Annotated in this window: 21 protein-coding genes; 12 read left to right on the top strand and 9 right to left on the bottom strand. The window is 66.8% G+C overall.

What is annotated here, in order from left to right; translation table 11 throughout:
• The first annotated feature begins 1 nt into the window (after position 1).
• The 3 genes from HNP02_RS21235 to HNP02_RS21245 all read left to right on the top strand — a co-directional run bounded on the left by HNP02_RS21235 (position 2) and on the right by HNP02_RS21245 (position 2,973).
• Positions 2–1,258 carry an arginine deiminase gene (locus HNP02_RS21235; RefSeq protein ID WP_184442193.1) on the top strand — a complete coding sequence of 419 codons (1,257 nt, stop codon included), beginning with the start codon at positions 2–4 and terminating at the stop codon, positions 1,256–1,258.
• Positions 1,259–1,337: 79 nt separating this feature from the next.
• A complete protein-coding gene (locus tag HNP02_RS21240; RefSeq protein WP_184442571.1) occupies positions 1,338–2,192 on the top strand; it encodes a mycofactocin-coupled SDR family oxidoreductase in 855 nt (284 codons plus the stop codon).
• Between the two features lie 61 nt (positions 2,193–2,253).
• Positions 2,254–2,973 (top strand): dienelactone hydrolase family protein, encoded by a 720-nt coding sequence (locus HNP02_RS21245; RefSeq protein ID WP_184442194.1) that lies wholly within the window; start codon positions 2,254–2,256, stop codon positions 2,971–2,973.
• A 1-nt stretch (position 2,974) separates the two neighbouring features.
• On the opposite strand, the gene HNP02_RS21250 is transcribed toward HNP02_RS21245, so the two are convergent.
• From HNP02_RS21250 to ddaH, 4 genes are read right to left on the bottom strand one after another with little or no spacing between them, the layout of a single operon-like run.
• A complete protein-coding gene (locus HNP02_RS21250) occupies positions 2,975–3,856 on the bottom strand; it encodes a universal stress protein (RefSeq protein ID WP_184442195.1) in 882 nt (293 codons plus the stop codon).
• Positions 3,853–5,388 (bottom strand): amino acid permease, encoded by a 1,536-nt coding sequence (locus HNP02_RS21255; protein ID WP_184442196.1) that lies wholly within the window; start codon positions 5,386–5,388, stop codon positions 3,853–3,855. The genes HNP02_RS21250 and HNP02_RS21255 overlap by 4 nt, the downstream gene beginning before the upstream one ends.
• Before the next feature lie 41 nt (positions 5,389–5,429).
• Positions 5,430–6,695, bottom strand: coding sequence for an ornithine--oxo-acid transaminase (gene rocD, locus HNP02_RS21260; RefSeq protein ID WP_184442197.1), 1,266 nt, complete (start codon positions 6,693–6,695; stop codon positions 5,430–5,432).
• Positions 6,668–7,546 (bottom strand): dimethylargininase, encoded by an 879-nt coding sequence (ddaH, locus tag HNP02_RS21265; RefSeq protein ID WP_184442198.1) that lies wholly within the window; start codon positions 7,544–7,546, stop codon positions 6,668–6,670. Before ddaH ends, rocD begins: the two co-directional genes overlap by 28 nt.
• A gap of 123 nt (positions 7,547–7,669) precedes the next feature.
• Here ddaH and HNP02_RS21270 point away from each other — a divergent pair, with 123 nt between their 5' ends.
• Both HNP02_RS21270 and HNP02_RS21275 read left to right on the top strand, forming a co-directional pair.
• On the top strand, positions 7,670–8,116 hold the full coding sequence (locus HNP02_RS21270; RefSeq protein WP_184442200.1) for an Lrp/AsnC family transcriptional regulator: 447 nt from the start codon (positions 7,670–7,672) through the stop codon (positions 8,114–8,116).
• Positions 8,117–8,133: 17 nt separating this feature from the next.
• Positions 8,134–9,348 (top strand): NAD(P)/FAD-dependent oxidoreductase, encoded by a 1,215-nt coding sequence (locus tag HNP02_RS21275; protein WP_184442573.1) that lies wholly within the window; start codon positions 8,134–8,136, stop codon positions 9,346–9,348.
• A gap of 51 nt (positions 9,349–9,399) precedes the next feature.
• Here HNP02_RS21275 and HNP02_RS21280 read toward each other — a convergent pair whose 3' ends face one another.
• From HNP02_RS21280 to mftR, 3 genes are read right to left on the bottom strand one after another with little or no spacing between them, the layout of a single operon-like run.
• Positions 9,400–10,689 (bottom strand): VOC family protein, encoded by a 1,290-nt coding sequence (locus tag HNP02_RS21280; protein ID WP_184442201.1) that lies wholly within the window; start codon positions 10,687–10,689, stop codon positions 9,400–9,402.
• Positions 10,686–11,210: an RNA polymerase sigma factor gene (locus HNP02_RS21285; protein ID WP_184442202.1), complete on the bottom strand. Its 525-nt coding sequence runs from the start codon at positions 11,208–11,210 to the stop codon at positions 10,686–10,688. Before HNP02_RS21285 ends, HNP02_RS21280 begins: the two co-directional genes overlap by 4 nt.
• A 43-nt stretch (positions 11,211–11,253) precedes the next feature.
• Positions 11,254–11,883 (bottom strand): mycofactocin system transcriptional regulator, encoded by a 630-nt coding sequence (mftR, locus tag HNP02_RS21290; protein ID WP_184442203.1) that lies wholly within the window; start codon positions 11,881–11,883, stop codon positions 11,254–11,256.
• Between the two features lie 94 nt (positions 11,884–11,977).
• Here mftR and mftA point away from each other — a divergent pair, with 94 nt between their 5' ends.
• The 7 genes from mftA (at position 11,978) to mftG (ending at position 18,502) form a co-directional block, all read left to right on the top strand.
• Positions 11,978–12,073: a mycofactocin precursor MftA gene (gene mftA, locus HNP02_RS21295; protein ID WP_149374926.1), complete on the top strand. Its 96-nt coding sequence runs from the start codon at positions 11,978–11,980 to the stop codon at positions 12,071–12,073.
• A gap of 1 nt (position 12,074) precedes the next feature.
• On the top strand, positions 12,075–12,395 hold the full coding sequence (mftB, locus tag HNP02_RS21300) for a mycofactocin biosynthesis chaperone MftB (RefSeq protein ID WP_309241649.1): 321 nt from the start codon (positions 12,075–12,077) through the stop codon (positions 12,393–12,395).
• On the top strand, positions 12,392–13,594 hold the full coding sequence (mftC, locus tag HNP02_RS21305) for a mycofactocin radical SAM maturase (RefSeq protein ID WP_184442208.1): 1,203 nt from the start codon (positions 12,392–12,394) through the stop codon (positions 13,592–13,594). Before mftB ends, mftC begins: the two co-directional genes overlap by 4 nt.
• Positions 13,595–13,596: 2 nt before the next feature.
• A complete protein-coding gene (gene mftD, locus HNP02_RS21310) occupies positions 13,597–14,790 on the top strand; it encodes a pre-mycofactocin synthase MftD (RefSeq protein ID WP_184442210.1) in 1,194 nt (397 codons plus the stop codon).
• 135 nt (positions 14,791–14,925) lie between these two features.
• Positions 14,926–15,657, top strand: coding sequence for a mycofactocin biosynthesis peptidyl-dipeptidase MftE (mftE, locus tag HNP02_RS21315; protein ID WP_184442212.1), 732 nt, complete (start codon positions 14,926–14,928; stop codon positions 15,655–15,657).
• Positions 15,654–17,066, top strand: a complete 1,413-nt coding sequence (gene mftF, locus HNP02_RS21320; protein ID WP_184442214.1) for a mycofactocin biosynthesis glycosyltransferase MftF — start codon at positions 15,654–15,656, stop codon at positions 17,064–17,066. Before mftE ends, mftF begins: the two co-directional genes overlap by 4 nt.
• A gap of 8 nt (positions 17,067–17,074) precedes the next feature.
• Positions 17,075–18,502 (top strand): mycofactocin system GMC family oxidoreductase MftG, encoded by a 1,428-nt coding sequence (gene mftG, locus HNP02_RS21325; protein ID WP_184442577.1) that lies wholly within the window; start codon positions 17,075–17,077, stop codon positions 18,500–18,502.
• Here the strand turns inward: mftG and HNP02_RS21330 are convergent.
• Together HNP02_RS21330 and HNP02_RS21335 are read right to left on the bottom strand one after the other, a co-directional pair.
• Entirely contained in the window at positions 18,495–19,163 is a 669-nt protein-coding gene (locus HNP02_RS21330; protein ID WP_184442216.1) for an aspartate/glutamate racemase family protein, read from the bottom strand. The genes mftG and HNP02_RS21330 overlap by 8 nt on opposite strands.
• Positions 19,164–19,183: 20 nt before the next feature.
• Positions 19,184–20,791 carry an MFS transporter gene (locus HNP02_RS21335; protein WP_184442218.1) on the bottom strand — a complete coding sequence of 536 codons (1,608 nt, stop codon included), beginning with the start codon at positions 20,789–20,791 and terminating at the stop codon, positions 19,184–19,186.
• Positions 20,792–20,876 lie beyond the last annotated feature (85 nt).

Consider the following 20,876-nt stretch of genomic DNA (forward strand, 5'->3'; position numbering starts at 1 on the left):
GATGACGCAACCCACGCGAGCCTCAGCGGGATACGGGGTGCACTCTGAGGTGGGCAAGTTGCGCAAGGTGCTGGTCTGCTCGCCGGGCCTCGCGCATGAACGCCTCACCCCGACGAACTGCGACGACCTGTTGTTCGACGACGTGCTGTGGGTTCAGAATGCGCGGCGGGACCACTTCGACTTCATGGACAAGATGCGTGACCGCGACGTCGAGGTCCTCGAGCTGCACAACGTGCTCACCGAGACGGTGGCCGACCCGGTGGCCAAGGCCTGGTTGCTCGACCGCAAGATCGTGCCGAACGAGGTGGGCCTCGGGCTGGTCAACGACACCCGCGGGTTTCTGGAGTCGCTGGAGCCACGCCGGCTGTCCGAGCTGTTGATCGGCGGCATGTCCACACGCGATCTTCCCGCCGAGCTCAAGTCGGGCTACCGGGCGCTCGCCCGCGAAGCCACCGGCGTCACCGAGTATCTGATGCCACCGCTACCCAATACCCTCTACACCCGCGACACCACCTGCTGGATCTACGGCGGGCTGACGCTGAACCCGTTGTTCTGGCCTGCCCGTCATGACGAGACGTTGTTGATGAAGGCGATCTACGAGTTCCATCCTGACTTCGTCGGCTCTCGGGTGTGGTGGGGTGATCCCGAAAAGGGCTGGGGGATGGCCACGATCGAGGGCGGCGACGTGTTGGTGCCCGGCAACGGCGTCGTCATCATCGGCATGAGCGAACGCACGTCGCGGCAGGCCATCACCCAGGTGGCTGCGCAATTGTTTGCCGAGGGCGCCGTCGAGAAGGTGATCGTCGCCGGGATGCCGAAACTGCGGGCGGCGATGCACCTGGACACCGTGTTCACGTTCGCCGACCGCGACGTGGTGACCATTTATCCCGACATCGTCGACAACATGCAGACGTTCACGCTTCTGCCCCGCGACCAGACACCGGGCGTCGAGGTCGTGGTGGAGACGAAACCCTTCGTCGAAGTGGTCGCCGCGGCGTTGGGTCTCGGGGAGCTGCGCGTGGTGGAGACCGGGGGCACCAAATACGACTCCGAGCGGCAACAGTGGGACAGCGGCAACAATCTGGTCGCCGTCGGACCGGGGCTGGTGTTCGCCTACGACCGCAACATCCACACCAACTCGCTGCTGCGCAAGGCAGGCATCGAGGTCATCACGATCGTCGGCGCCGAACTGGGCCGCGGACGAGGTGGCGGACACTGCATGACATGCCCGATCATCCGCGATCCCGTCGACTACTGACGGTTTCCGCCGGAGGCACTACTAGAACACGTTCCAGTTCGGCTGCTAGCCTGACCGTGGGTTGATGAAAGGACTGGCGATGGCGGCAGCGAACGGGACACTCGAAGGACGGGTGGCTTACATCACCGGTGCCGCGCGCGGCCAGGGGCGGGCACACGCGGTGCGCCTGGCTTCCGAGGGCGCCGACATCGTCGCCATCGACGTCTGCGGGCCCATCACGAACACCGTCACCTATCCGATGCCCACCGCGGAGGACCTCGCGGAGACGGTCCGACTGGTCGAGGCGACCGGCCGCAAGGTGCTCGCCCGCGAGGTCGACATCCGCGACCTCGCCGCCCAGCAGCAGGTGGTCGCCGACGCCATCGAGCAGTTCGGCAGGCTCGACGTCGTGGTCGCCAACGCAGGCATCCTCAGTTGGGGCCGGATGTTCGAGATGTCCGAGGAGCAGTGGGACAGCGTCATCGACGTCAACCTGAACGGCACGTGGCGCACTGTCCGCGCTGCCGTCCCCGCGATGATCGAAGCGGGCAACGGCGGATCGATCATCATCGTGAGTTCGTCGGCTGGCACCAAGGCCACCCCTGGAAACGGGCACTACTCGGCGTCCAAGCACGGCCTCGTCGCGATCACCAACGCGTTGGCAATCGAGGTGGGGGAGTTCGGGATTCGGGTCAACTCGATTCACCCCTACTCGATCGACACGCCGATGGTCGAGAAGGAAGCCATGATGGAGGTCTTCGGAAAGTGGCCGGCCTTCCTGCACAGCTTCGCCCCGATGCCGTACAAGCCGGTCAATCACGACGGTAAGAAGGGGCTGCAGGAATTCATGGCGCCAGAAGAGGTTTCGGACGTGGTGGCCTGGCTGGCCAGCGATGGGTCGGCGACGATCTCCGGTTCCCAGATCGCGGTCGACCGCGGGACTGCAAAGTACTGACCGACTAAGCGCAGAGCGAACGGCGTATCGCCGACGGGTCAACCGTGGGTACGGTCGCGTCATGGCCACGCTGACGACACTTCCCTTCGACTACGAACACGCCGGGCTCGACTTCGGCGGAGTGCTGGTATCCGGCGAGCGTCCGAACGCACCGGCCGTGCTGGTGTTCCACGGCATGGAGGGGCGCAGCGACGCGCAGGTCGAGTTCTGCCATCTGCTCGCCGAACTGGGCTACAGGGCGGTTGCGGTCGACCTCTTCGGCCGCGCGGTCACGGAGGCGGGGCCGGACGCATGCGCCGCTGCGATGGACGCGTTCCTGAAGGATCGAAGGGCGTTGCGGGACAGGATCATCGGCGTGGTCGATACCATTCGGGACCTATCGGGGATCGACGCCGACGCGATGGCGGCCATCGGATTCTGTTTCGGCGGACTGTGCGTGCTCGACGCCGCGAGGCATGGTGTCAAGCTGCGGGCCGTCGGCGCCTTCCATGGCCTTCTGACGCCGCTGCCTGAGCCGTCCGATGCGCCCATCCACCCCAAGATCGCCGTCTACCACGGGTGGGCGGATCCCTTAGCGCCGCCTGCGGACGTCGTGGCGCTTGCGGCCGAATTGACCGAGCGCGGAGCGGACTGGCAGTTGCACGCCTACGGGCACGCGATGCACGCGTTCATGGCGACGTTCGCCAACGCCCCCGAGCGCGGCATTCAGCACGACGAGAAGACCTATCGGCGCGCGTGGGCCAGCTTGGTCGACTTCCTCGACGAGACGTTCCCCGTTTAGGTTAGTTGGGGAGAACCAGCACCGGCACCGGACTGTGCCGAATGATCTTGGTGCCCTTCGAGCCAAGGAACACCCGCGCGATCGCACCCTGCGGTGAAGTGCCGATGGCCAGCAGTTCGCCGTCGTCCCATTCGGCGTTGTCGAGGGCCTGATCCCAGCCGTTGCCGGTGACCACCTGGAGTTCGACGTCGTCGCCTACTACACCGTCGGACTTCAACTTCGCCAATGCTTCTCGCGCTTGCGAGGCCCAGGACGCGAGAAGCGAGTCCTCGGCGTGCAGACCGACCTCCGGCGGATACATGGTGCGGCCCCGCACCGCGAACGTGATCACCCGCATCGGGACCCCGAGTTGCGCCGCCAACGTGGCGACGCGTTCGACGACGTGAAGGGACTCGTCGGTGCCGGGGTAGGCGCAGGTGAGCCGGGTCAGCCCATGCGTCTTGGATCCGCGGTAGCCGCGTGGGCTGATCGCCAGCGGCACCGGCGACGAGTGCAGCAGCCGGTCGGCGGTCGAACCGACCACCACCTGCCCGAGGCTGCCGTCCGCGGCCGAACCCAGTACCAGCGCTTCGGCTTTCAGCTCCTCCACGGCGGCCACGAGGCCCCCGGGTGCCGAGCGATGAGCGAACTTGTGGAAGCTCACCTCGAGATTGGGGTCCAGGGACGTGATGCACTGTTTCGCTTCGGCGGCAGAGTCGGCCGCGAGTCGATCTGCGTACTGGGCGTACTCGGCGTCGATGCGTGCGGGCGACGGCGTGGTCCAGGGCTTCGGGACGACGGTGACCACCGCGAGCGATGTCTTGAGCGTCCTGGCGGCTTCCACCCCGAGGTGCAGTGCCGAAATACCGGCCCTTCCGGCCAGGTATCCGACTATGACCGTCACGACGCGTCCGTCGGCGGATGGATGAGTACCTCGTCTTCTTGCGGCGCGGCGGTCGGGATGAGGCCGTCGCCGCCGTCATTGAGTGCACTGTGGTGCCTGCCCCACGCCAAGTAGAATGCCACCACGATGACGACCCACGCGCTGAACGCGATCCAGGTGTACCAGTGCAGGCTGTACAGGATGTAGCCACACGCGAGGACCGACAGCACCGGAACGATCGGGATGTGGATGTTGCGCTCCGGCGTTCGGATGACGTAGTAGAACGGCACCTTGAATCCGCGTGGCAGATCGGGCTCCCGCACTCGCAGGATGATCACGCCGATGGACACCACGATGAAGGCGGTCAACGTGCCGATCGAGACCATGTCGGCGAGCTTGTCCAGCGGGATGAACCCGGCCAGGATCGAGACCACGATCGCCACGATGATGGTGTTGTTGACCGGCGTCATCGACCGCGGATTCACTTTCGCGAACATGGATGGCAGCAGTCCGTCGCGCCCCATCGCGAACAGGATGCGGGTCTGGCCGTACATCGTCACCAGGGTGACCGAGAAGATCGAGATCACCGCACCCGCAGCCAGAACCGTACTGGCCCATTGGTTGTGCAGGATGTTCTCCAGGATGACGGCAAGGCCGGCCTCCTGGTCTGCGAAGTCTCCCCAGTTCTGCGCGCCGAGTGCGGCGAACGCGACCAGGACGTAGACGGTGGTGACGATCAGCAGCGCGGCGATGATGGCTCGCGGCATCGTCTTCTGGGGGTCCTTCACTTCGTCGCCCGCCGTCGAGACGGCGTCCAATCCGATGTAGGAGAAGAAGATCGTGCCCGCGGCCAGTCCGATCGCAGCGGTGCCCATCGGGGCGAAGTCGGCGAAGCGGTCGGCCTGGAAGGCGGTAAACGCGATGACGATGAACATGCCCAGCACGCCGAGCTTGATCAGCACCATGATCGTGTTGGCCTTGGCGGACTCCGACGCGCCACGAATGAGCAGCAGCATGCACATGACGACCAGGAGGATTGACGGGAGGTTGATGATGCCCGGTTCCGGGTCCCAGGGCGCCGCCGTGATCGCCCGCGGCAGTTCGACTCCGAAGATGTTGGTCAGGAGCTTGTTGAGGTACTGGCTCCAGCCGACGGCGACCGCGGCGGTCGACACGCCGTACTCCAGCAGTAGACAGGCGGCCACGCCCATGGCGATCAACTCACCGAGCGTGGTGTAGGCGTAGGAGTAGGTGGATCCGGAAACCGGCACGGCCGAGGCCATCTCGGCGTAACAGATCGCCGCCAGGCCGGCAGCCACGCCCGCCAACAGGAACGACAGGATGACCGCGGGGCCAGCCTCCGGCACCGCCGCTGACAGCACGAAGAAGATGCCGGTGCCGACGGTGGCGCCCACGCCGAACATGGTCAGCTGGAAGACCCCGATGGTTCGCTTGAGATGATCTGAGGCGCCGTGAGCCACCGGCGCCCCGATGATGGGGCGACGCCGCAGCATCTGTTGGGTGAAACTTACCGTCGGTGAGGGTGATGCCATGGTGCCTCCTGAGCGATGCTGCGGAGCAAAGTGAGTCGAACTTAACCCTGTTCTGCCAGAACGGCAGCGAAACGATCCACGGCCCAGTCGATCTCCGCTTCGGTGATGACCAGTGGTGGGGCGAAGCGAAGGGTGGAGCCGTGGGTGTCCTTCACCAGGACGCCACGATCGGCCAGCAACAGGCTGACGTGTTTGCCGGTCCCAAGACGAGGGTCGAGGTCAACGCCCGCCCACAGACCGCGGCCGCGAACCGCGAGCACGCCGTGACCGATCAGGTCGCTCAGCCGCCGATGCAGGTGTTCCCCGAGTTCGGTTGAGCGCGACTGGAAGTCACCCCGTGCGAGCATCGCCACGACGGTCGTTCCGATCGCCGCCGCCAGCGGGTTGCCGCCAAAGGTGGAGCCGTGCTCACCGGGATGCAGGACGCCGAGGACGTCGCGGTCGGCTACCACGGCCGAGAGCGGAACGATGCCGCCACCGAGTGCCTTGCCGAGAAGGTACATGTCGGGGACCACGCCCCAGTGGTCGCACGCGAAGGTCTTCCCGGTGCGGGCAAGGCCTGCCTGGATTTCGTCGGCGATCATCAGCACGTTGCGCTCCGTGCACAACGCGCGCACGCGGGGCAGGTAGTCGTCTGGCGGCACGATGATGCCTGCCTCACCCTGGATGGGCTCGAGCAGTACGGCGACGGTGTTCTCGTCGATCGCAGCAGCCAGAGCGTTGGCGTCACCGAACGGCACCGCCCGGAAACCCGGCGTGTACGGACCGAAGCCGCGGCGTGCGGTCTCGTCGTCGGAGAAGCTGATGATGGTCGTGGTACGGCCATGAAAGTTGTTGCGCGCGACGATGATGTTGGATTCACCGGCCGGAACGCCCTTGACGTCGGTGCCCCACTTGCGGGCCACCTTGATGCCGCTCTCGACGGCTTCCGCGCCGCTGTTCATCGGCAGCACCATGTCCTTGCCGCACAGCTGAGCCAGTGCCGCACAGAACGGGCCGAGCCGGTCGGAGTGGAAGGCACGGCTGACCAGGGTGACGGCGTCCAGTTGAGCGTGCGCCGTCGCGGTGATCTCCGGATGGCGATGCCCGAAGTTCACCGCCGAGTAGGCCGCAAGGCAGTCCAGGTATCGCCTGCCGTCGACGTCGGTGATCCAGACGCCTTCGGCGGATGCGGCGACGACGGGCAGCGGCGAATAGTTGTGCGCCGCGTACTGGTCGTCGACCGCGATCGCGGCCTCGGTGGCCTTGCCAGTTTGTGTGGTCACGGTATCGAGGATGGTCACGGGTGCACCTCCAGCGTGCAGCATTTGACGGATCCGCCGCCCTTGAGCAATTCGGACAGGTCGATGCCGATCGGCTCGAAGCCGGCGTCGGCAAGTTGCGCGGCGAAACCGACGGCTGCCGCGGGGTGGACCACGTGCAGCCCGTCCGACACGACGTTGAGGCCGAGGACGTACGCGTCGGCGCTGGCCACCTCGATGGCGTCGGGGAACAGCTGTTGCAGCCGGGCGCGCGATGCGTCGCTGAATGCCGTCGGGTAGTACGCGATGGTGTCGTCGTCGAGCACCGCGAGCGCGGTGTCGAGGTGGTAGAAGCGGGGGTCGACGAGTTCGAGGCTGACCAGTGGCATGCCGATCATCTCGGCGATCTCGTCGTGCGCCCGCCGATCGGTGCGAAAACCGTATCCCGCCAACACCATCGAACCGACGACCAGCAGATCGCCCTGGCCTTCGTTGATGTGCCGGGTGTGCAGCGGCGCGAAGCCGTGCGCGGACATCCACTCGGCGTATGCGGCCGCTTCACCTTCGCGCTGCGGGTAGGCGAAGCGGGCGACCACGGCCTTGCCGCCGACGATCAGGCCGCCGTTGGCGGCGTAGACCATGTCCGGCAGTCCGGCGACCGGCTCGACCAGTTCGACGGTGTGGCCCAGTGACTCGTACGTGTTGCGAAGAACCTCCCACTGCCGCACGGCGAGGCCGGCATCGACCGGCGTCTCGATGTCCATCCAGGGGTTGATGGCGTACGCGACGGTGAAGAACGTGGGAGCGGTCATGGCGTAGTGGCGGAGATGGGGGGTACGGGTGCGCTGCTCCATTGCGGCGACATCTGATTGGGGGCTCGCAGGGGATACGGTGCCGGCAACCTCTGAGATCGTCATGTATCAACGATATTGCGCATGTTTGACGCAATCAATCTTCACTCATTGCGTGTTGGTGCTTGGTTTGTTGCGTAAGGCGTAGAATTCCGGTGATCCATTGCGTAGCGACGGGAGTGTGGCCTCTTGGACCGTCTTGACGAGACCGACGAGCTGATCCTTGCCGAGTTGGGGGAGCACGCCAGGGCGACGTTCGCCGAGATCGGACAGCGCGTGAACCTGTCCGCGCCTGCCGTCAAACGCCGCGTGGACCGGATGCTCGACAACGGCGTCATCCGCGGCTTCACCACCATCGTCGACCGCAACGCCATCGGTTGGACCACCGAGGCGTACGTACAGGTGTACTGCCACGGCACGATCGCGCCCGACGAGCTCCGGCGCGCCTGGGTCGACATCCCCGAGATCGTCAGTGCTGCCACGGTGACCGGTACGGCGGATGCGATCCTGCACGTCCTCGCCCGCGACATGCGGCACCTGGAGGAGGCGTTGGAACGGATCCGCTCGAGTGCGGACATCGAGCGCAGCGAGAGCATCGTCGTGCTGTCGAACATCATCGAGCGCACACGCCCCTGATCTCGGGGTTGGCGGACATCTCGCGGAGCCCATCGTGTAAGAAAGCCCACGTGACTACTAGTGCGGGCATCGTCATCGTCGGTGGGGGACTGGCCGCGTCGCGGACGGCCGAACAGCTGCGTCGCGCCGAGTACGCCGGAGCGATCACGATCGTCAGCGACGAGGACCACCTGCCCTACGACAGGCCGCCACTGTCGAAGGAAGTACTGCGCGCGGAGACCGACGACGTCGCGCTCAAGCCCGCCGAGTTCTACACCGAGAACGACATCACGTTGCTGCTGGGTTCGGGCGCGACGAAGCTGGACACCACCGCGCGGACGGTCACGCTGGCCAACGGCGACGTGATCGGCTACGTCGAGCTGGTGATCGCAACGGGACTGGTGCCCAAGCGAATTCCCTCGCTGCCCGACCTGGAGGGCATCCGGGTGCTGCGCACCTTCGACGAAAGCCTTGCCCTGCGCAGGCACGCCGAATCGGCCGAACGCGCCGTCATCGTCGGTGCGGGTTTCATCGGCTGCGAGGTCGCCGCGAGCCTGCGCAAGCACGGCGTCGCAGTGACCCTGGTCGAGCCGCAACCCTCCCCGCTGGCGTCGGTTCTCGGTCGACAGATTGGTGACCTAGTGGCCCGGCTGCACCGCTCCGAGGGAGTCGACGTGCGCTGCGGCGTCGGGGTCGCGGGTGTCACCGGCACCGGTCACGTCGAGAAGGTAGTGCTGTCCGACGGCACCGAGCTCGACGCCGACATCGTCGTGGTGGGCATCGGCTCGCGGCCGTCGACCGACTGGCTCGATGGCAGCGGCGTCGAGGTCGACAACGGCGTCGTCTGCGACGCCGCAGGCCGCACATCGGCGCCCAACGTGTGGGCCATCGGTGACGTGGCCTCGTGGCAGGACGTGTCGGGACACCAAGTGCGCGTGGAGCATTGGAGCAACGTCGCCGATCAGGCGCGGACCATCGTTCCCACGATGCTCGGCGGCGAGGCGCCATCCACCGTCGTGGTGCCCTACTTCTGGAGCGACCAGTACGACGTCAAGATCCAGTGCCTCGGCGAGCCGGAGGCCGACGACATCGTGCACCTGGTCGAGGACGACGGCCGCAAGTTCCTGGCCTTCTACGAGCGCGACGGCGTCGTCGTCGGGGTGGTCGGTGGCGGCATGCCCGGCAAGGTGATGAAGCAGCGGAGCAAGATCGCCAACGGCGTGCCCATCGCCGACGTCCTCCCCGCCCCATAGCGATTTCGGCGTGCTCCGTCACGCTGAGCGCGACGGAGCACGCCGAAATCGCTAAAACTGGCCGAGGTAGAACCGGGCGCCCTGGTCGTCCACACACTGTGCAGACGTGCCGTAGGACTGCTGTGACGGGTCCTCGATCACGGTGCCGCCCGCCTCGATGACGCGCACCACCGCGGCCTCGACGTCGGCGACGGTCCACATCGGCACCGTCACCTGCTGCGCGCTGCCACCGGCGATGCCCGACATCGGGTGTGCCGACTGCACCCCCCAGCCGTCGTCGATGCGACCCGGCTCGAACGTCCAGAACAACACCCTGCTGTAGAACGCCTTGAACGCTGCTGAGTCGGTGACCTCGTGCGTGATGTACGAAAGTTCGCCGGGCCCAGCGCCGTTGAGGTCCGGCCGTGGCTCGCCGGCAACCGGCTGGAACACCGCGAAGTTCATCCCCTGCGCATCGGTCGCACCCATCACCTCACCGAAGTCGAACACCTGGACCTCGTCGACGGTTCCGCCACCGGCCAGGATCGACTGCCTGGCACCGTCGAGGTCGGAGACCGCGTAGCAGCAGAACAGGGTGCGCGGACCGGGAACGCTGAAGAGCCCGATGTGCTGTTTGGTGTTGGTCACCTGGTGGGTCACGGGGTCGTAGGTCCACCCGAGGACGTGGCCGTAGAACGCTGCCGCGCGATCGGCGTCCGGCGTCCACACCGACACGTAGCCCACGTCGCCGTGCTGAATCGGCGTCGCCGCGCCGGTCGCCGGTCCGCTGAGCATCCAGCGATGCCCGAACGGGTCGACGATGGTGGCGTTGCGCGACCCGTAGTTCTCGTAGGGCTCTCGCTGCACGTCGGCACCGCGCCCCCTGGCACGCTCAAGCGTCGCGTCGGTATCGGGTACGTGCAGCATCAGGCTCACCGAAGTCGACTGCGGCGTAGGAGCTTTCAGCCCGAGCTCGGGGTACTCGTCAGCGAGGTAGAACACGCCGCCGCCGATCGCCAGCTCGGCATGCCCCGTGCGGCCGTCGTCCATGACGATCGGCTCGCCGACGACGACCGCTCCCAGCGCGTCGACGTACCAGGCGATCGCCTCCCTCGCCCCGTCGACGGCCAGATAGGGCACGGCAGCCGAGCGGGGTGCGACGGGCGCAACGGTGGGAGCGCTCGTGTCGTTCAGGTCGGCGATGGCGGTATCGGTGCCACTCATGACAACTCCTTGGGTTCGATTCGGTAATGAGAGTGCGGATTCCAGGCGTTCGCGCAGTCGTGCCGCGAACTCCGGATCGGGTTGCACCGGAAGGTCGGCACCGCGCAGCACGCTCAGCGGATCGTGGTCGTTGTTCATGGCGTGCCTCCTTCCGGTCCTGGGTATTGCGATCTGAAAGCGCGCCGGGCCCGCACCAGCAGGGCTTCGGTGGCGTGCACGGTCCTGCCGATCAACTCGGCGCACTCGGGCACCGAGCAGTCGTCCAGGTAGCGCAGCGACAACACCGTGCGGTGATGTTCGCCCAATCTGGCCAGCACGCTCTCGGCAACGATGCGGTCGAGTTCGGCGTCCCAGTGATCGGCAGGCTCGACCGGTTCTGGCAACTCGGCCACCGGCACGCTGAACCGGTCGTGGCGGCGCCTGTAGTGATCGGCCAGCTTGTGCCGCGCCACCCCGATCAGCCACGGCACGGTGATCGCGGGCGAGGATTGCTTCCTGGCGGCGTCCATCGCCGCCAGAAACGTCTCCGAGGTCAGGTCCTCGGCCGTGGCGCGGTCGGGGCACCGTCGGACGAAGTATCCGTACACGTCCGGCAGGGCCTCGTCGTAGAGCTCCAGCAGCGCGCGCGGGGCCCTCTGGGGATCCGGTTCGGCGCTCACACCCTCATCGTCGCCGTTGCGGCCCGAACTCCGACGCCCCAATTCAGATCTTTTTGCGACCGAGTCCGGCGAGGCCGTCGCTGACGGTGTCGAACGCGTCGCCGAGCGCTTGCGGCAGCGACTGCGACTCGTCGGCCAGCCAGTGGCCGTAGGCCGACAGCGCGACGCCGAGCATCGTCCAGGCGACGGTCTGGGGTATCAGGTCCTCGGCCTTGGCGCCGATTCGGCGGGCGACGTACGCGGCCACCACTCCGCGCCAGCCCGCGTACATCGTCATCGAGTACGCCTGCAACGCCGCCGTCTCCAGGATGAGCCGCATGCGCTTGCGATGGATGGCCGTTTCGGTCTCGTCGAAACTGTTGAACGCCAACAGCGCCGAGCGCAGCGCGTCGTTGACTGCGACGTCGCTGGGCATCGCGTCGAGCAGGTTGCGCATGTGCTCGAGATAGGCATCGAAGTCGCCCCACGGGATCGCGTTCTTCGACGAGTAGTAGCGGAACAGGGTGCGGCGGGCGATCCCTGCCGCGTTCGCGACGTCGTCGACGCTCACCTCGTCGAAGCCCCTGCTGGCGAAGAGGTCGAGGGCGACGTCGGTGATGTGGTCCTGCGTGGTCGAGCGGCGTCTCCCCACGCGGGGGCCAGGGCGGGTCCGCCTGCCCTGATCTCCCAGCATCAGATCGACACCCTTCCATTTCGGCACTCGATGCCATATTGTGTGCGACACGGGTCACACTTGTCGAGACCCACGATACGAAAGGTGAACCCCCATGGAGCCGAATCAGCAGGCAGAGACCCAGGCCGAGCTCGTCACCGAGACGCTCGTCGAAGAGGTGTCGATCGACGGCATGTGCGGGGTCTACTGACGTGGCCGAACCCACTACGGGCCTCGCGCAGCCCCTGGTGGCGTTCGATCCCGGCCTCGGCTGGCGGTTGCACCACCAGGTGTCGGTGCGCCCCGAGCCGTTCGGGGCGCTGCTGTATCACTTTGGTACCCGCAAGCTTTCGTTCTTGAAGAACCGGACCATCGTCGACGTGGTGAAGTCGCTCGACGAACAGCCCGACGCGATTGCGGCGCTGCGGGCGGCCGGCATCGGCGATCAGCAGCAGGCGCCCTACCTGCACGCACTGAGTGTTTTGGCCGCATCCAAGATGCTGGTCTGCAAAGAAGGAAGCGTTACCCAATGACTGCACCCGCCACGACCGAGCGGCCCGTACCCCGCCTTGTCGATCAGTTCGAACTCGGCCTCGATGCGCCTATCTGCCTGACGTGGGAGCTCACCTACGCCTGCAACCTGTCGTGCGTGCACTGCCTGTCCTCCTCGGGCAAGCGCGACCCGCGCGAGCTGAGCACCGAGCAGTGCAAGGACATCATCGACGAGCTCGAACGCATGCAGGTGTTCTACGTGAACATCGGCGGCGGCGAACCGACTGTGCGACCGGACTTCTGGGAAATCGTCGACTACGCGACGGCCCATCACGTTGGCGTGAAGTTCTCCACCAACGGGGTGCGGATCGACCAGGAGGTCGCGGCCAAGCTGGCTGCAAGCGACTACGTGGACGTCCAGATCTCGCTCGACGGCGCGACCGCCGAAGTCAACGACGCCGTACGCGGGCCCGGCTCGTTCGCGATGGCGATCCGCGCATTGGAGAACCTCGCCACGGCAGGGTTCAAGGACGCGAAGATCTCGGTCGTGGCCACACGCCACAACGTCGACCAACTCGACGAGTTCAAGGCGTTGGCGGATCAGTACGGCGCCACCCTGCGCATCACCCGGCTGCGACCGTCCGGGCGCGGCGCCGACGTCTGGGACGAACTGCACCCGACGTCTGCCCAACAGGTCCAGCTCTACGACTGGCTGGTTGCCCGCGGCGAGCGGGTGCTCACCGGCGACTCGTTCTTCCACCTGTCCGGACTCGGCGAGCCCGGTGCGTTGGCGGGCCTGAACCTCTGCGGTGCAGGCCGCGTGGTGTGCCTGATCGATCCCGTCGGCGACGTGTACGCCTGCCCGTTCGCGATACACGACAAGTTCTTAGCTGGAAACATCTTGTCGAGCAACGGGTTCCAGGACGTCTGGCAGAACTCGACGCTGTTCCGCGAGTTGCGCGAGCCGCAGTCGGCCGGTGCGTGCAGTGGCTGCGGGCACTACGACGCGTGCCGCGGCGGCTGCATGGCTGCCAAGTTCTTCACCGGTCTTCCGTTGGACGGGCCCGACCCCGAGTGCGTGCAGGGCTACGGCGAACCGGCCCTTGCCCGCGAGCGGGACAAGCCCAAGTCCAGCGTCGACCACTCCCGCAGCGGAAAGCGCAAGACGCCGTCAGGTCCCATCCCGCTGACGCTGCTGAGCGTTCCCCCCAAGAAATTCTGCAACGAAAGTCCTGTCTGATCATGGCCCGCGATACCTGGTTCGAAACCGTCGCCATCGCCCAACAGCGTGCGAAGAAGCGGCTGCCCAAGTCCGCCTACTCGTCGTTGATCTCCGCGAGTGAGAAGGGCGTGTCCGTCTCCGACAACGTCGAGGCGTTCGCGGAGCTGGGATTCGCCCCGCACGTCATCGGCGCCACGGAGAAGCGCGAGATGGCGACGACCGTTATGGGCCAGGACATTTCGATGCCCGTCATCATCTCGCCGACGGGTGTGCAGGCGGTTCACCCGGACGGCGAGGTGGCGGTGGCCCGTGCGGCGGCAGCACGCGGTACCGCCATGGGGCTGTCGTCCTTCGCCAGCAAGCCGATGGAGGAAGTCACAGCCGTCAACGACAAGATCTTCTTCCAGATCTACTGGCTGGGCAGCCGCGACGAAATCGCCGAGCGGGTGCAGCGCGCCAAGGACGCGGGTGCGGTCGGCCTGATCGCGACCACCGACTGGAGCTTCTCGCACGGCCGCGACTGGGGCAGCCCCAAGATCCCCGAGCGGATGGACCTCAAGACGATGCTGCAGATGTCACCGGAGGTGCTGACCAAGCCGAGGTGGTTGTGGAGCTTCGGCAAGCATCTGCGTCCGCCGGACCTGCGGGTTCCCAATCAGGCCCGGCGTGGTGAGCCGGGCCCGACGTTCTTCGAGGCCTACGGCCAGTGGATGGGCACGCCACCACCGACCTGGGAGGATATCGCCTGGTTGCGCGAACAGTGGGGCGGCCCCTTCCTGCTCAAGGGCATGGTCCGCGTCGATGACGCCAAACGCGCTGTCGATGCCGGTGTTTCGGCAATCACGGTGTCCAATCACGGTGGTAATAACCTGGACGGCACCCCTGCGGCGATCCGCTGTCTGCCCGCGATCGCCGAGGCCGTCGGCGATCAGGTCGATGTTTTGCTGGACGGTGGCATCCGGCGTGGCAGCGATGTCATAAAGGCACTGGCACTTGGCGCCCGCGCCGTCATGATCGGACGGGCCTATCTGTGGGGCCTTGCGGCCAACGGGCAGGCCGGTGTCGAGAACGTTCTCGACATCTTGAGCGGGGGTATCGACTCGGCTCTGCGGGGCCTCGGCAAGGCGTCGATCCACCACCTGTCGGTCGACGACATCCTGGTGCCGGCCGACTTCGCTCGGGCGCTTGGCGTGCCCGGTGACCGGGACGCCTGACCTGCAGGCGGCGCGGCGTCCCAAACGGCGTGGTACAGGCGTGGCAGACGTGGCTGACGTGGTGGCCCGCCGAGCTCTGATTGAAGGAATCCGAAATCTCCCGCAGCGCATACACCAACAATTGGCGCACACCAGGTGAATTCGGCTTACCATCGGCGGGTGGCCTTCCCCAGCGAACTCGGGAACTCAACGACGAGACAGCTGCGTAGCCTGTCGCCCGCGTTGATTATCCCGCTAGGTTCCACTGAGCAACATGGGCCGCACTTGCCGTTGGACACTGACACGCGAATCGCGACCGCGGTTGCTAGGACCGTCGCGGGGCACCTCGCGGGGGACTGGATGCTCGCGCCCGCGGTCGCCTACGGCGCCAGTGGCGAGCACGAGGGTTTCCCCGGCACGGTGTCGATCGGTACCGCTGCCCTGCGGCTTCTGCTGATCGAGTATGGCCGGTCGGCCTGTCGGTGGGCGTCCCGGCTGGTCTTCGCCAACGGTCATGGCGGGAACGTGCAAGCGGTAGCTGAGGCGACCACGGTGCTGCGCGAGGAAGGCCGTGACGCCGCCTGGTGTCCGTGCGCCGTGTCCGACGGAGACGCACATGCCGGCCATACTGAAACGTCTGTATTGCTACATATTTCGCCAGAAGACGTCTGGACCGAGGAATGCGCGCCAGGTAACGCCGCGCCGCTCGCAGAGCTGATCGGCCCGATGCGGCGCGGAGGCATCGCCGCCGTCAGCCCCGTCGGAGTGTTGGGGGATCCGACCACTGCGTCGGCAGACGAGGGGGCCCGTCTGTTCGCTGAGATGGTCGATGAGAGTGTGCGCCGTATCGTGGCTTGGAGTCCGGACGGTGGGGGGATGCTTAGGTGAATGGACCGCGACTACCCGATGGGTTCGCTGTGCAAGTAGACCGGCGGGTCAAGGTGCTCGGCGAGGGCGCGGCCCTTCTTGGCGGGTCGCCAACCCGGCTGCTCCGCTTGGCGCCTGCCGCGCAGACGATGCTCGCCGATGGTCGGCTCGAGGTACACGACGCGCAGAGTGCACAGCTGGCGCGCACGCTACTCGATGCCACCGTCGCCCATCCGCGGCCTGCGAGCGGACCGTCCCATCGTGACGTGACCGTCATCATTCCGGTGCGCGACAACGCATTCGGGCTTACCCGGCTGGTCCATGCGCTGCGTGGGATGCGCATCGTGGTGGTGGACGACGGGTCGGTTCTGCCCGTCAGGGCCGAGGGCTTCGACGGCACGTACTGCAACGTGACGGTGCTTCGGCACGACAGGAGCAAGGGCCCTTCGGCCGCCCGCAACACGGGACTGGCCGCGTGTGAGACCGACTTCGTCGCCTTCCTGGACTCCGACGTGGTGCCGCGCAGAGGCTGGCTCGAGGCGCTGCTCGGGCACTTCTGTGACCCCACCGTCGCGCTGGTGGCGCCGCGCATCGTGGGCCTGCAGGAGCCGGAGAACCTGGTGGCCCGCTACGAGGCGGTGCGGTCCTCGCTTGACCTCGGGCACCGGGAGGCGCCGGTGGTTCCCTACGGGACGGTGTCCTACGTGCCCAGCGCGGCCATCATCTGCCGTCGCACGGCGCTGAAGGACGTAGGCGGGTTCGACGAGACGCTGAAGTCGGGCGAGGACGTCGATCTCTGCTGGCGATTCATCGAGGCGGGCGCCCGGCTGCGCTACGAGCCCATCGCCTTGGTCGGCCACGATCACCGCACCCAGCTTCGAGAGTGGTTCGTACGCAAGGCATTCTATGGAACATCGGCTGCTCCGCTGGCCGTTCGACACCCCGGCAAGACGGCGCCGTTGGTGATCTCGGGGTGGACGCTGCTTGCGTGGATTCTGATGGCGATGGGCTCCGGCTTCGGCTACGTCGGCTCGACGGTCGTCGCCGGGATGACGGGCCGCCGGATCGCCCAGTCGTTGAGCGCAGTGGACACCGAACCCACCGAGGTGGCGGCGCTGGCCGCGAAGGGGCTGTGGTCGGCGGCGCTGCAGCTGGCGTCCGCGATCTGTCGGCACTACTGGCCCATCGCACTCATCGCCGCGGTGTTCTTCCGGCGCTGTCGCCACCTCGTGTTGATCGCCGCGGTCCTCGACGGCGTGGTCGATTGGGTCACCCGCAACCGTACAGCCGACGACGAGGTCAAGCGCGTCGGGCTGCCTGCGTATCTCCTGCTCAAACGCCTCGACGACATCGCCTACGGTCTTGGACTGTGGCAGGGCGTCGTCCGGGAGCGCAACCTTGGCGCGCTCAAACCGCAGATCCGGACCTGACGCCGACCTTGCCCGATGTGCTCATAGTCGGTGCTGGCAGTGCTGGTTGCGTTCTGGCTGAACGGCTTTCACGTGATTCCGGCTGCCGGGTCACGGTGGTCGAAGGAGGCCCAGGCCTGTCCGATCCGGCGGTGATGGAGCAGATCAGCGATGGACTGCGGCTGCCGATCGGCGATGCCAGTTCAGTGGTGCGGCGCTACTCGACCTCGCTGACCGATTCGCCGAGACGCACTGCGGTGATCACGAGGGGTGCGGTGGTCGGCGGTTCCGGGGCGGTGAACGGCGGCTACTTCTGCCGCGGCCTGCCCACCGACTTCGACTCGTGGAACCTGCCGGGCTGGGCATGGGATGACGTGTTGCCGCACTTCCTGGCGATCGAGACCGATCTCGACTTCGCTGGGCCGTTGCACGGCGCCGACGGTCCGATGATCATCCGCCGAGTCGCGGAATTAGAGGTAGGTGCCGCATCTTTCGTTCAGGCCGCCCGTGACCTCGGCTTCGGCTGGATCGACGATTTCAACGGCGCAACACCCCAAGATCCACTACCGCCCGGCGTCGGGGCGGTGCCACTGAACATCGACGGCGGTACCCGCGTCGGGCCGGGTGGCGCGTTCCTTGGCCCTGCGCTTGGCAGACAGAACCTCACCGTGCTCGACAAAACCCGCGTCACGCGCATCCGGGTCTCCGGCGGTCGAGCCACCGGCGTCGAGTGCCACGGCCCGAACGGCCGGACATACCTGCCTGCCGGTCGAATCGTGCTGTCGGCGGGAGCAATTGGATCCGCGCAGCTGTTGATGCTTTCCGGCATCGGACCTGCAGCGGGGCTGACGTCTGCCGGCGTGGAGGTGCTGGTGGACCTGCCGGTGGGAACGGCAACCGCCGATCACCCGGAATGGGTGCTTCCGGTGGACTGGCCCGCCACCCCCGGCCGACCACCGTTGGAGGCGATGCTCACCACGACCGACGGGTTGGAGATCAGGTCCTACACGACGGGGTTCGCGGCCATGACCGGCAGTCGAGACTCCGACCCGGCGGACCGGCCGCATCTCGGGGTCACCCTGATGCGTCCTCGGTCGCGGGGTCGGGTCACGCTGGCGTCGGCGGACGACTCGGTGGCTCCGGTGATCGAGCATCGCTACGACAGCGAACCCGCCGACGTCGCCGCCCTCGAGGCGGGTGCGGATCTGGCGCACGAGTTGGCCGGCACGGGATACGAAGTGCGCGAATCGTTCTGGTCGACGTCGCAACACTTGTGTGGCACGGTGCCGATGGGCGCGGACGAGGACGCGTCGGCGCTGGACGAGCAGTGCCGGGTGCGCGGTGTCGATGGCCTCTGGGTGATCGACGGGTCGATCATGCCGTCGATCACCAGCCGTGGTCCGCACGCGACCATCGTCATGATCGGACACCGCGCGGCGGAGTTCGTGGTCAGCTGACCCGGTTGAGCCTGACCAATGCTTCGGCGAGCAACGTCGCAGCGACTACGCCGTCGATCACCGGCACGCCAAGGCGCTTGGTGAGGGGTCCGGCGAACTTCGCCATGGCGGCGCAGCCCAACACGATGGCCCTGCTTCCGTCGGCGGCGAGTGCCGCCTCGCAGTGGTCGCCGATGGGACCGACGGTGCTGGGGTCGGAGTCGATCGTCAAGACCGGGATGTCGCAGGCGTACACCCCGAGGCACTGGCTTGGCGTATAGGACTTGGCCAGTTCCCAGCCGCGGGGAACCGTGCCCGACGTCGACGTCACCACGGAGAAGTCGCCGGCGGTCAGGGCCGCGGCGTGCATGGCGGCCTGAGCGATGCCGAGCACCGGCACGTCCACCAGACGGCGGACCTCATCGAGTCCGGGATCCCCGAAGCAGGCGACCACGTAGGCGTCGGGCCTGTTGTGGTCGGGCCGCGCGGCGGCCTGCCTGACTTCGTCGAGAAGCATTGGTATGCAACGGCGTTCGTCGTCTTCGCTCTCGATGCTGATTGGACCGACGGGAGGGTTGACGGCCTCGACGATGGTGCCCGAGCTCGCGACGGCCGCCGCGGTCGATTCGATCGCGGCGGTCATCGATGCCGTGGAGTTCGGGTTGATCAGCAAGAGACGCACGCTGTCAGCCTAAGCGCCGATTACGTACGGTGCCGAGCCACGGCTCGAGCGCGGCGGCGCAGGAGCAGCCGCCGCACGATGCGCAACTGCCTGCCGTCCCGGCCGGGCGACCAGATCGCGACGAAGACCGCAGCGATGGCGATGACGATTGCCAGCACCAGAAGCGACGCGTCCATCGCGTGCAGGAAGGCACTCTGCGCGAGCTCGGCAAGCCGTGGCCCCTCCGGCCCGATCCGGCCGGAGACGGCGAGGGCCTCGGCGAGTGATCCGACGGCGGATTCACGTACCTGCTCGGGAAACTGTGCGAGCGTCGGTGCGAGGGTGTTGGTGTACTGGGCGGCGAGCATCGAGCCTGCGACCGCGATGCCCAGCGCGGCGCCGACCTCTCGCGTCGTGTCGTTGACCGCCGACGCGACACCCTGCTTCTCGTCCGGCACGGCGCTCATGATGGCCGAAGTCGTTGGAGCCGTGCACAACCCGACCCCGGTGCTGGTGATGAGGAGCAGCCAGGTCAGGTCGAGGTACGACGACCCCACGTTGAGTGCGCGCATGCTGATCAGGCCCGCGGCGACGATCAAGAGGCCGACCGACACCGTCACTCCCAGTCCCAGCCGCGGCAGGTACCAGCGTGAGGTGACGCTGAGGGCGACGACCGGCACCACAAGCGGCGCCAACGCCAGCGCCGTCTGTAGTGGGCTGTAGCCCATGACCAACTGGATGTACTGCATGACGACGTAGAAGAAGCCAAAGTTCGCGAAGAACAGGAACGTCACGCCGACCGAGCCGGTCGCGAAGTCGGGCCGTGAGAACAAGCGGACGTCCAGCAGTGGGAACCGCCGGCGCAACTCAACCACCGTGAACACCGCAGCCAACGTCAGGCCTGCCGCAATCGAAGCCCAGACGACGACGTCCGCCCATCCCCGTGCCGGCGCCTCGATCACGCCGAAGACGAAGGCCGCCATCGCCGATCCGATCAGCGCCGCGCCCGCCCAGTCGACCGGCGCGGTATCGTCGTCACGCGACGACGACACCGTGCAGGTGAGCACGAACAGGACTGCGCCTGCGCCGACGAACGCCCAGAAGATCGACTGCCACGACCAGAAGTGCAGCAGGATTCCGGTCACCAGGAAGCCGATGACGGCGCCGGAACCCGCGACGCCCGCCCAGATCCCCACCGCCTTGGTGCGTTCGGCCCGTGGGTAGGCGGCGGTCAAGAGCGACAGCGTCGCGGGCATGACGAACGCCGCGCCTGCCCCGGCCACCGCCCTGGCGATGATCAGTTGCACCGGGCTGTCGAGGAAGATCGGGACCAGCGAGGCGAGGGCGAAGATCGCCAGGCCAATGAGAAGGGCGCCGCGCCTGCCGTATCGGTCGCCGATCGCTCCTGCGGGCAGCAGCATGCAGGCGAGCGCCAGGGTGTAGCCGTCGACGATCCACGTCAGCTGAGACTGGGTGGCCGACGTCTCCCGCGCGAGGTCCGGCAGCGCGGCGTTGAGCGCCACCATGGACGAGATGACCAGCGAGACGCCGAGACAGGCCACCACTAGCAACCAGACGCGGGCACGCTTGGACAGAAGGGCGAGGCCGGGATCGATATCCTGATCGGACGGGACGAGGGTGTCGACCATGGTCGGCGCGCTCCTTCACTGGGATATTTTTGAGACTAACAGTCTCGGTGCGGGACCGATAGTCTCGTTCTGAACGTCAGTCCGG

Source organism: Mycobacterium sp. AZCC_0083, assembly GCF_014202335.1.
Classification (GTDB): domain Bacteria; phylum Actinomycetota; class Actinomycetes; order Mycobacteriales; family Mycobacteriaceae; genus Mycobacterium.

Coding starts and splice junctions, on each gene's coding strand:
- HNP02_RS21245 (WP_184442194.1), top strand. CDS start 2,254: ATGGCCACGCTGACGACACTTCCCTTCGACTACGAACACGCCGGGCTC.
- HNP02_RS21255 (WP_184442196.1), bottom strand. CDS start 5,388: ATGGCATCACCCTCACCGACGGTAAGTTTCACCCAACAGATGCTGCGG.
- HNP02_RS21240 (WP_184442571.1), top strand. CDS start 1,338: ATGGCGGCAGCGAACGGGACACTCGAAGGACGGGTGGCTTACATCACC.
- mftA (WP_149374926.1), top strand. CDS start 11,978: ATGGAGCCGAATCAGCAGGCAGAGACCCAGGCCGAGCTCGTCACCGAG.
- HNP02_RS21335 (WP_184442218.1), bottom strand. CDS start 20,791: ATGGTCGACACCCTCGTCCCGTCCGATCAGGATATCGATCCCGGCCTC.
- ddaH (WP_184442198.1), bottom strand. CDS start 7,546: ATGACGATCTCAGAGGTTGCCGGCACCGTATCCCCTGCGAGCCCCCAA.
- rocD (WP_184442197.1), bottom strand. CDS start 6,695: ATGCTGCACGCTGGAGGTGCACCCGTGACCATCCTCGATACCGTGACC.
- HNP02_RS21235 (WP_184442193.1), top strand. CDS start 2: ATGACGCAACCCACGCGAGCCTCAGCGGGATACGGGGTGCACTCTGAG.
- mftD (WP_184442210.1), top strand. CDS start 13,597: ATGGCCCGCGATACCTGGTTCGAAACCGTCGCCATCGCCCAACAGCGT.
- HNP02_RS21280 (WP_184442201.1), bottom strand. CDS start 10,689: ATGAACAACGACCACGATCCGCTGAGCGTGCTGCGCGGTGCCGACCTT.
- mftC (WP_184442208.1), top strand. CDS start 12,392: ATGACTGCACCCGCCACGACCGAGCGGCCCGTACCCCGCCTTGTCGAT.
- mftR (WP_184442203.1), bottom strand. CDS start 11,883: ATGCTGGGAGATCAGGGCAGGCGGACCCGCCCTGGCCCCCGCGTGGGG.